Source organism: Terriglobales bacterium, assembly GCA_035691485.1.
Taxonomy (GTDB): Bacteria; Acidobacteriota; Terriglobia; order Terriglobales; family Acidobacteriaceae; genus JAIQGF01.
Genome location: DASSIZ010000145.1, coordinates 1 through 9,298 on the forward strand (window position 1 = coordinate 1; position 9,298 = coordinate 9,298).

At 63.1% G+C, this 9,298-nt stretch carries 8 protein-coding genes and 1 tRNA gene; all 9 read right to left on the bottom strand.

Features of this window, described 5'->3' with window-relative positions; translation table 11 throughout:
* Nucleotides 1-314: 314 nt before the first annotated feature.
* Nucleotides 315-404: transfer RNA gene (locus VFI82_17525), tRNA-Ser, on the bottom strand.
* Nucleotides 405-571: 167 nt separating this feature from the next.
* On the bottom strand, nt 572-1,939 hold the full coding sequence (locus VFI82_17530; GenBank protein HET7186486.1) for a sigma-54 dependent transcriptional regulator: 1,368 nt from the start codon (nt 1,937-1,939) through the stop codon (nt 572-574).
* Between the two features lie 79 nt (nt 1,940-2,018).
* Complete coding sequence (locus VFI82_17535) at nt 2,019-3,872, bottom strand: HAMP domain-containing sensor histidine kinase (protein ID HET7186487.1); 1,854 nt, start codon at nt 3,870-3,872, stop codon at nt 2,019-2,021.
* A complete protein-coding gene (locus VFI82_17540) occupies nt 3,869-5,263 on the bottom strand; it encodes an ABC transporter substrate-binding protein (GenBank protein ID HET7186488.1) in 1,395 nt (464 codons plus the stop codon). The genes VFI82_17535 and VFI82_17540 overlap by 4 nt, the downstream gene beginning before the upstream one ends.
* A 151-nt stretch (nt 5,264-5,414) precedes the next feature.
* On the bottom strand, nt 5,415-6,614 hold the full coding sequence (locus VFI82_17545; protein HET7186489.1) for a hypothetical protein: 1,200 nt from the start codon (nt 6,612-6,614) through the stop codon (nt 5,415-5,417).
* A 119-nt stretch (nt 6,615-6,733) separates the two neighbouring features.
* The gene (locus VFI82_17550; GenBank protein ID HET7186490.1) at nt 6,734-8,056 is read right to left on the bottom strand and encodes an SPFH domain-containing protein; all 1,323 of its coding nucleotides are present in this window, start codon (nt 8,054-8,056) and stop codon (nt 6,734-6,736) included.
* Between the two features lie 73 nt (nt 8,057-8,129).
* Nucleotides 8,130-8,300, bottom strand: coding sequence for a hypothetical protein (locus tag VFI82_17555; protein HET7186491.1), 171 nt, complete (start codon nt 8,298-8,300; stop codon nt 8,130-8,132).
* A gap of 25 nt (nt 8,301-8,325) precedes the next feature.
* Entirely contained in the window at nt 8,326-8,892 is a 567-nt protein-coding gene (locus tag VFI82_17560; GenBank protein ID HET7186492.1) for a L,D-transpeptidase, read from the bottom strand.
* 149 nt (nt 8,893-9,041) lie between these two features.
* Nucleotides 9,042-9,298, bottom strand: a 257-nt coding sequence (locus VFI82_17565) for a hypothetical protein (protein ID HET7186493.1), incomplete at its 5' end; no start/stop codon positions are given.

The window sequence follows — 9,298 nt, forward strand, 5'->3', positions numbered from 1 at the left end:
GAATTCGAATTGCCGAGGTGCTGATAACACTGCGCGATTCGAAATTTGGAAAGAGGGATAGCAGCGGCGAATTGTCCATCAGCACAGTTCCCCTGAGATCAATGACGCCCTGAAACATCTTTCGCCCCATTCCAGTCTTGCTTGCGAACCGCACCTCGCCACGCCACGCTGGAGAAAACTAACGAAGTTGCGCTGAAGTCACGGGATCACCTTATTCTCTGGTGCGGTTTGGTTTCAACCGTATCGCCAAAACCGCCGGAAATTCGCAGATTCTTGCGAAGGAACGCAAAGAGAACTCAAGACTGGAGACTGAATGGCGGAGAGGGAGGGATTCGAACCCCCGGTACCCGTCAAGGCACGCCCGCTTTCAAGGCGGGTGCATTCAACCGCTCTGCCACCTCTCCGATATCTATAAACGGAAACGCTCGCGTCACCAGCAACTTTTGGGCGACCGCCGAATGGAACCTTTCCCCCATGCGGCGCGGGACGCGCAAGTCGCTGTCTTGCTTAAAGTTATTGTACAGCGTCAGCCGACGGGTTTGGCCGGTGCGAACTCAAAAGCTCACCCGGGTTAGGCGCCGCCGCCGCGCGCTGCGCGCAAGTTGATTCCCAGTTGCTGGCACTTCTTGTAAAGATGGCTGCGCTCCAGCCCTAACGCTTTCGCCGTATTCGTGATGTGGTGCTGGTGGCGCTTGAGCTCCGACAAAATCGTCTGGCGCTCGAATTCCGCGGCGCGCTCGCCGAGCGTACCCGACGCAGTCGAACCCGCGGCGCCCTGTGGCAGCGCAAGCTCAACCGTCTCCGCGTTCACTTCACCGTCCGAGGCCAACAGCATCAGGCGCTCGACGGCGTTGCGCAGCTCGCGCACATTTCCCGGCCAGGGGTAGCGCTCAAGTGCGGCGACAGCTTCGGGCGCAAAACGCATCGGCTTCCAGTTATTCTGCGCGGAAACCTGCTTGGCAAAATGCTCGACCAGCGCGGGAATGTCCTCGACGCGCGAGCGCAGCGGCGGCAGCGTCAACGGAAAAACGTACACGCGATGAAACAAATCCTGGCGAAATTTTCCTTCGCGCACCAGTTCCTCAAGATTACGGTGCGTGGCAACCAGCACTCGTACGTCGACCGCGATCGGCCGATCGCCGCCGATGCGCTCCACTTCGCTCTCCTCCAGGACCCGCAGCAGCTTGGCTTGCATGGCGAGGGGCATGTCGCCGATTTCGTCGAGAAAGAGCGTGCCGCCGTTGGCCTGCTCGAATTTTCCAATGTGACGCGAGCCGGCGCCGGTGAACGAACCTTTTTCATGGCCGAACAATTCCGACTCGATCAGCTCGGCGGGCACGGCCGCGCAATTCAAGGTCACGAACGGCCCGTTGTGTCGCTGGCTCTTCTCGTGAAGCGTGCGGGCCACCAGTTCTTTGCCGGTGCCGGTCTCGCCGCAGATGCAGACACGGGTTTCACTCGCTGCGACGCGCTCGATCTGCGCCATCACCCGCTTCATTGCCGGGCCCGACCAGACGATCTCATGCTTGCCCAGTCGTGCCTTGAGTTGCTGGTTCTCCTGCTCCAGTCGTTTGAGCTTGAGCGCGTTGTCCACCGTGAGCAGCAGCTTGTCGGTGGAGAGCGGCTTCTCCAGGAAGTCCAGAGCGCCCAGGCGCGTGGCGCGCACTGCCATCTCGATGTGCGCCTGTCCGGACATCATGACTACGGGCGCGCTGACGCCGGCGGCCTTCAAATCTTCCAGCAGCGCGAGACCGTCGCGGCCGGGCATGACCACATCGGAGAGAATCAGGTCGAATTCCCGCGACTTTGCCAGCTCCAGTGCTTTGCCGGCGTTGTCGCACACCGTGGCCTCGTGCCCGGCAAGGCGGAAGGCGCGGGATAGAGACGCCAGCGTGTTCGCCTCATCGTCAACGATTAAGAGTTGGGCTTTTGTCGGCATGTTTTAAGGCGTACGAATCGCATTATCTGCGCGGTCTTTGCCTATTTACGTTCCATTTTTCCCCTTCGTGCCTCTGTGGCTAACCGCTTATGGCTGACTTGAACATATCGTTTGACACCGAGGACGTCGAGCTGCGCCGCGGCAGATCAATCCGAAAGGTGGTTCCCTTCCCTGGCGTGCTATCCACACTGATGCCGCCGTGATGATCGCTGACTACCGACTGCACGATCGCCAGACCCAACCCGGTGCCATGGACCTTGGTCGTGTAGTACGGCGTGAACAGGCGCTCACACTCCTCGCGCGTCAGGCCGGTGCCGGTATCGCTGACCTCGAGGCGCACGTGCTTGCCGGTGGCGCTGGTCCGCAACGTGAGGGTACCGCCATCGGGCATGGCATCGAGCGCGTTCAGCACCAGGTTCGATAGCGCGCGGTGCAGCAAGTCGGGGTCGGCATCGATTGCCGAAAGGGAATCATCCAGTTCCAGTTTTGCCACGACCGAGCGCAAGGGCCCTCGGCTCGCCGGCTGCGCCGCCTCGCTCGGGATAACACCACGTTGGAATTGAGCCTCGTGAAGCTTCACTACCTGGCGCGCGATATCGTTCACGTTCACGGCTTGCAGCTGCGGCTGCGGCATTTTCGAAAAGTCACTGAAGCGCCCGATGATTGTCTTCATATTGCCGAGCTCGGTGAGCAACGTGGCAGCGCTCTCCTGGAAGACTTCGTCGAACTCGGCAGAATTGCGGGCGCGCAGCAGGTTCTCCACCGTGATTTGCAGCGGGAACAGCGGATTTTTCAGCTCATGCGCCAGACGCCGTGCCAGTTCGCGCCAGGCGGCCACGCGTTCGGCCTGCATGGCTCGCTCGCGCTGCTCGGCAAGCTGGCGAGTCATGGAATTGAAGGAATCCGCCAGCTCGCCGATTTCGTCGCGGGAAGCCACCTCGACCTGCGTCTCCCAGTTTCCAGCCGCAACTTCGCGCGCCGCCTCCGCCAGGCGCTCGATCGGCTGCGTGACCCGCGCCGCCACCCAACTGCTGAGCACCACCGCTAGCAGGATTCCGATGCCGCCGACGATCAGCGCGAATGCCCCGATGTGGCGCTGCAACTCGACGAGGCCGCGGCGCGAGCTGCCCACCAACAGCACGCCGAGCAGCGCCTCGTTTTCACCCTTCAGCGGAATGGCGTGAAAGCTCTCGCTGTCGGCGGCGTCGGCGGACCATTGCACCACCTCGTCGGAGTCGCGCTTCTGTTGCTGCACGCGCGCGATCAGCGGCGCCAGGCGGTCGGCATTGTCCACTGCTCCGTTCGGACCGATCAGCGACTGCGCCGAGAACCCCGGCTGCAGGTTCTGATAGAGCAGGACACGGGTGCCGGCGGGCAGCGTGAGCGAGGCGATGAACGCATGATCCATCCGCTGTCCGCCGTAGATGAACGTCGGGGGCTTGTCGCCGACCTTCACGCTCGTGGCCGCCATGACGCCCAGCGTTGCACCATCGGGAAGGGGGACCAGGCGCAGCACCGCGCCTTTCGCCGGCAGATCGGGCGGGATGTCCTCCTTATATCCAAAGCGCGCGGGCCATTGCGCCGACGAGATGATGGTGCCCTCGGCGGAAACGAACTCCAGCAGGTCGAGCTGGTAAGCGTCGGCGACGGTTTTTGCCTCGGTGACATAAGCGCCGGTATCGCCGCCGCTGCCGAGATCGAGGGCCATCTTTGCGACCGCATCGCCGGCCCCAACGGAGCTGATGCGGTGCACGACTGCGTCGCCGCGCCGCGCGAATTCGCTGCGGAACTGCGCCGCCAGGGCATCGGTACGCTCGGCGTCGGCGCGCTCGAACGCGCTCCGCGTCCGGAGGGAGACGACCGTCGAGACGGATCCCACCGTGACCAGCACGATGAGCGAGAGCGCGATCAGCAGCCGGCGACGGAAACTCATGGGCGCGTCGCTCCTATCACCGGCGCAAGCGATTCCGCGCCCAGCCAGACGTCCTGAAGTTGCCAGCTTGCGTCGCGGGTGCGCACCCAGTTGCGCACGCGCGCACCGAGGACATAGGCCGCCGGAAGGTACGCGATCGGAATCGCCCAGTGGTCCTTAAGCGCGGAAACGGTGGCGCGGTAAACGCCGTCGGCGGTCGACGGTTGACGGTCGACAGTTTCTCCGGTTGTGAGCGCAAGGCGGTCGGTGCGCGCGATTTCGCTGAGCGCGACTGCGGGATCCGTGGAGGCAAGCCGCACGCGCATGAGCTCGATGTCGGGCACAGTAATGTTCTGCGTGCTGGGCAGCGTTTTCAAGGTGATTCCCGCATCGTTGGCGTTGACCGCGACGCGCTCGGCGACCAGTCGAGCCAGTGGATCGGAGGCGTCGTAGACCAGCGTCAGAGGCGCCGTCTGCCTGGCCTCGGCGCGCAACTGTCGGGCACGCGCCACCTGGGGCGCCGACGCGAACAGGAAAGAATACCCCGTGATCCAATTGGGCAACAGGGCCCCCGTGGGCTCGCCGCGGCGCTGCAGGAGAACGCTGTAGATGGAATCGCGGTCGACGGTAAGTGCGATGGCCTCGCGCACGCGCGCATCGCGCACATTGGAGTGGCTGAAGCGCAGCGCCAGCAGGTCCACCGGTTCGCTGGTGAAAACCCGGCGCCCGGATTGCGCCAGCCGACTGAGCTGATCGGTCGCGGCCTCGGCGACATCGACGCGGTTGAGTTCGAAGTCCACCATCTGCTCGCGCGCGCCGCGGTTTAACTGGATGTCGATGGCGTCGAGAAACGGCCGCCCTTGCCAATTCTCTTCTACGGCGGCGAGCGTGAGCCGGCGGCCGGGTTGAAAATCGCTTACCCGGAAAGGGCCGGTGCCCAGCGGATTGCCGCCGCCATTGCGCAGCACAATTGAGTTGCGCGACAGCGCCAGCATGGCAGGCAGGTTCGCCAGCGCCTGCCCGGATTCAATGATCACGACATCGCCGACCACCCGCAGGTTCCAATCAGGATTGGCTTCGTGCAGCGACTGCGCGGCCAGTGCCGGGGCCAGCGCGGTGCCGTCGGAGAAGCGCACAGCATTCCGCAGGGTGAAGCGCCAGCGAGAGTCACCCTCCTGTTGCCATGACAGAGCAAGCGAGGGGATGGGATGGCCGCCGGCGTCGAGGCGGACGAGAGTGTCGTACAGGAGCGGCGCGATCTGCGCAAAACCCGGATCCTGCGCCGGCGTGGCAGGATCGAGCGACTGCAGCGCGGTACGTATTTCGACGCGCAGTGTGCCGCCGTAGCGGGGCCGTGTTTCAGCGGATGCGGACGAGGCCAGCAACAGGATAGCCGCGAGTAGAGGTTGCACTGCTCTCGTTTCACGTTTCGCGTTGTGGCGATTCGGTCGGGAAACAACGCGGCTGACAACGTGACACTTGAAACGTGAAACTTGTGGCGCAAGGCAGGCGAAGACAGCGCAACGGAAGCGCTGAAACTCGGAGATTAGGCGCTCCCAGCGACTACTGCCCGCAGCTGATCGAAAGTTCGAAGGCATCGTATTTGCCTGTCTTCAAATTCTTGACGACTGCCGTCGCGCTGCGCTCATCCGAGGCCGTCCACAGCGCGGTGACCGGTCCGCCGAAATCCACGGCCGGCGCGACTTCCACCGGCTCCCGATCGGCAATCTCGAAGGCGCGCATCACGTCCGGCGTCTCCGCGTCTCCCGTGCCGGTGACCAGCAACTGCGTTTGTGCGCCGCAGGAACTCTTGACGGCGGCGATGTCGCTGCCCCAATCGCGCGCGCGCGCCCCAACATCATTGACACCATCCATCATGTGTACGGAACCGTCGGTGCGGGCGAAAATCCAGAGCGTGTACAGCGGCCGTGGAATCGCGGCGGCAGAGTAAAAAGCAGGTGCGCTGGCCAACTTGCCGATGGCAGGCGTCAGCGTGCCGGTAAAGAAATTGCGAGAGGCACTCAAGGGCGCGGCCTGCGTCGCGGTGAGCGGCCATGGGTTCTCGGCGTCTCGGCAGTTGAGTGTCAGCGGCGGCGTGGTCGTCGAGGCGCAGAACACGCCGGGGAGATAGGCGTCGAAAAGATGATCGCGCGCCAGCATCAGCCTTCCGCGGACTTCGCGCGGCCAGGCGTGCGTGTGCGGGATGGTAAATTGCTGCTCAGCAATCCAGCCCCCGCCGGCCATCTTGAATAATAAGACGTTCTGCGGATCGAGCACCACTATGTGCGCGTCCCTCCCGGCCTGCACCAGGGCGAGGTCCAGGATCCGCGCGTCCTGGGACCACAGCAGCGTCTTGTGGATGGTGACAAGCGAGCTGGTCTGCAATGTCGCTGCATTCTGCGAGCGCGTCGCCGTCACCATCGCGACCCTGGTTTCGCTGCCCTGGCGGACCTCTGCGACCCAGAGATATCCCTGCGCGTTTTCAGACAGCGTGAGCTTGATATCGGCGGCCGCATTCGCGGCGACCACGCGCACTCCGGCGGCGCGCAATTCGTTCTGCAGATCGCGCTTGATGAGGGGAATATTGTCGGCGGTCAACGACGACATATTTTGCGCGGTGAGGGTAACCGTTCCAGGCCCGTTGATAGCGGCAATTTCGCGCGCAAGCTGGCCGATGGGCTCGGCCCATTGCGCGGCCGCCGGAAGACACAACGTGAGCCCGAGCGCAATGAGCGCCGAGAGCCGGGTTCGGTGGGAGGTCATGAACCTGCGCGGATTATAACCTGCGATCGTCATGGCAATTGGCTCGGATTGACGTTCTTGCGAACTGACGGTCGCCAGCTACTTGGCCGACGACCGTCGCCCGTAGACCGACAACGATTTCACTGTCCATGGTTCTTCTGCGGCGGTGGATCGTCGTCACCGCCAGACTGCGGCGGCGCACCCATGCTGCGCAACACATCGTTGGCGAAGAAGAACTTTCCATCCGACGGAACCATCATCACCTGGATCTTGTCCGAGAGCCGCTCGGCCACGATCTTGTTGATGAGCAGGGGATTCTGCTTCAGCACCGCCGCCTCCGACCTCATGCGCTCGGCGTCGGCGACGGCAGTCACGCGGATGCGGTTGGCCTCGGCGTCGGCGAGCAGGTTGCGGCGTTCCAGTTCGGCCTTGCTGTCGATGACCTTGGCCTGCGCCGCGGCCTCGGCATTCTTGATGGTCGTTTCCTTACGCGCCTCCGCTTCCAGGCGCGATTGTTCAATCTGCTTCTGTTTCAGCGGCAGCATGTATTGCATGGCGTCGGATTCGCCCTTGGCCTGCAGCACGCGCACCTGCGCCTGGCCTTCGGCGCCCTTTACCTCGCGGACTTTTTGCGCTTCGGCCTGGAGTTCGGAAATGCGCACCTGCTTCTGCTGAATTTCTGTTTCCACGCCTATGCGGTCGTTTTCCTGTTCGCGCAGCAAAAGCGTCTCCAGGCCCTTGGCGTATTCCGGCGGAAGCTGGATATCGCGCAGCATCACTTCCTTGACGCGAATGCCGTCGGCGCCAAGCTTGGAGCTGATGATCTTTTCGGCGCGCTGGCGAACCTCCTCGCGCTTGGTGGAAAAGACGTCGCGCACGGTGTAGTTGGGCACCAACTCGCGCCAGGCGCTGGCCACGACCGCCGGCACAAGTTCCGTGTCCACCGGTTGTGGCAAATGCGACTGAATGTAATCCAGGCGATTGGGATCGAGGCTGTAGCGGACGGTGATCGCGAGGCCGACCGTGAGCCCTTCCTTCGCCTGCACGTTCAGTGGTTCCACCTTTTTCTTGTCCTTCGATTTGTCGATTTCGCTCGCCACTCCGGTGGTATAGAGGTGGTCGCGGGTGTCGAACATCTCGACGCGGTCGATGAACGGCGTGACCACGTGAACTCCGGAATAAAGCGTCCCGGGGCGCGTGCCTGCGACCTGGCTGACGCGCACGCCGGCCATCCCGCTGGGAACGACGACGATGCTGAGCGCGATGAGCAGCGGCGCCCAGGCAACCGCGACCAGCGCCACCGCGGTGCGCCAGCGCAGGGGTTCGGATTCGGTGGTGATGCCGGCGGCGACCGCGCGGCGACGGCGTTGCACTTCGGCGTACAGGTCGTACGCCACGATGGCGAGCGCGGCGATGAACATTCCGATCGCGCCTACCAGCAGCAAATATTTCAATGCGAGCATGTCATCCTCCGTAACTTCACTTCCCCGTGTTGGTACTGGGCCCCTTGCACTTCTCCTCGAACTGGCCGCTTCATTAGTCGGAAGCGCCGAACAGGCTGTCCTGCGGCCGCTGCGGCACGCGCTTGGCGGCCGGGCGTAGCAGGATGAACAGTCCTCCGAAGATGAACTCCTCCAGCAGCAGCGCGCACATGATGGAGAAGAAGAGTCCGGCGATTACGACCGTTACTGCGATTGCTTCCTGCATTGGTGTTCTCCTTTCGCACTCGTTGCTACTGGACATCGGCCACATCGGTCGAGACCGGCTGAGCTTCGGCAACCACCGTTTCCGTACGCCCGAAGATGGCAGCGGTCTGGCTGTCGGCCTGGGCGCGAATGGAAACCGTGTCGCCGACACGAACCATCTCGAAAAGCTGCTCCAGGTCACGCTTCCCCATGCGAATACAGCCGTGCGAAGCGGCCTTGCCGATGGAACGCGGTGCGTTGGTGCCGTGAATTCCGTATCCTTTGCGGTTGAGGCCCATCCAGCGCGTGCCCAGCGGATTCTTAGGTCCGGCGGGGATCACCGTGCCGGGGTGGTAGTAAGTCGGATTGGTTAGACGATTGACGATCTGGAATTCGCCGGAAGGGCTGGGCGAATCGGCAGCGCCCACCGCAACGGGAAATACTTTTATGACGGCGCCGTTTTCCAGCACTGCGAGCTTGCGATCGGGAAGGCTGACGAGCACCTCGCGCCGGGTTTGACTCTGCGCGAAGGCTTCGACGGTGGCCATTAACAGCGCCGCAAGCACGAATGCCGCGTTTCCGATTCGCCTCGAATTTCCGGTGATCTTGCTCATCGCCTTTGCCTCTCGCGGAGAAATAGAGCAAAGGCGGAACCATGAGCCAGGTTGTTGATTCGGCGGTACTTAGGTCACATATTTCGCACGGGGGACGTGTCCGCGCAGACACGTCTGTGTCAGCCGTGACACGGTCGAGGCTGTTTTACTTAGCGAGGCTGTGTGGATGCAGCGGGGAGAACATAGCCCGGCAGCGGCGGCTTTGGCGTAAACCAACTTGATCGGGCCATGGATGAAGGGGCCGTCCGCGCGGGAAGGTCTTGCCCGGTCACCGCCACTTCTCCGCCGGCATGCATGGGATGGCCGGAGGAGGGGTGCTGAGGGCGCAGGTCGGGAAGCGCGAGGTTCTTTGCGTCGGGGTCCATTCCTCGGAACCCATTCCTCACCGGGGCGGTGGGACATACTC

What these genes read in the sequence shown, in the direction of transcription:
- VFI82_17535 (HET7186487.1), bottom strand. Translation starts at nt 3,872, where the DNA reads ATGAGTTTCCGTCGCCGGCTGCTGATCGCGCTCTCGCTCATCGTGCTG.
- VFI82_17560 (HET7186492.1), bottom strand. Translation starts at nt 8,892, where the DNA reads ATGAGCAAGATCACCGGAAATTCGAGGCGAATCGGAAACGCGGCATTC.
- VFI82_17530 (HET7186486.1), bottom strand. Translation starts at nt 1,939, where the DNA reads ATGCCGACAAAAGCCCAACTCTTAATCGTTGACGATGAGGCGAACACG.
- VFI82_17545 (HET7186489.1), bottom strand. Translation starts at nt 6,614, where the DNA reads ATGACCTCCCACCGAACCCGGCTCTCGGCGCTCATTGCGCTCGGGCTC.
- VFI82_17550 (HET7186490.1), bottom strand. Translation starts at nt 8,056, where the DNA reads ATGCTCGCATTGAAATATTTGCTGCTGGTAGGCGCGATCGGAATGTTC.
- VFI82_17555 (HET7186491.1), bottom strand. Translation starts at nt 8,300, where the DNA reads ATGCAGGAAGCAATCGCAGTAACGGTCGTAATCGCCGGACTCTTCTTC.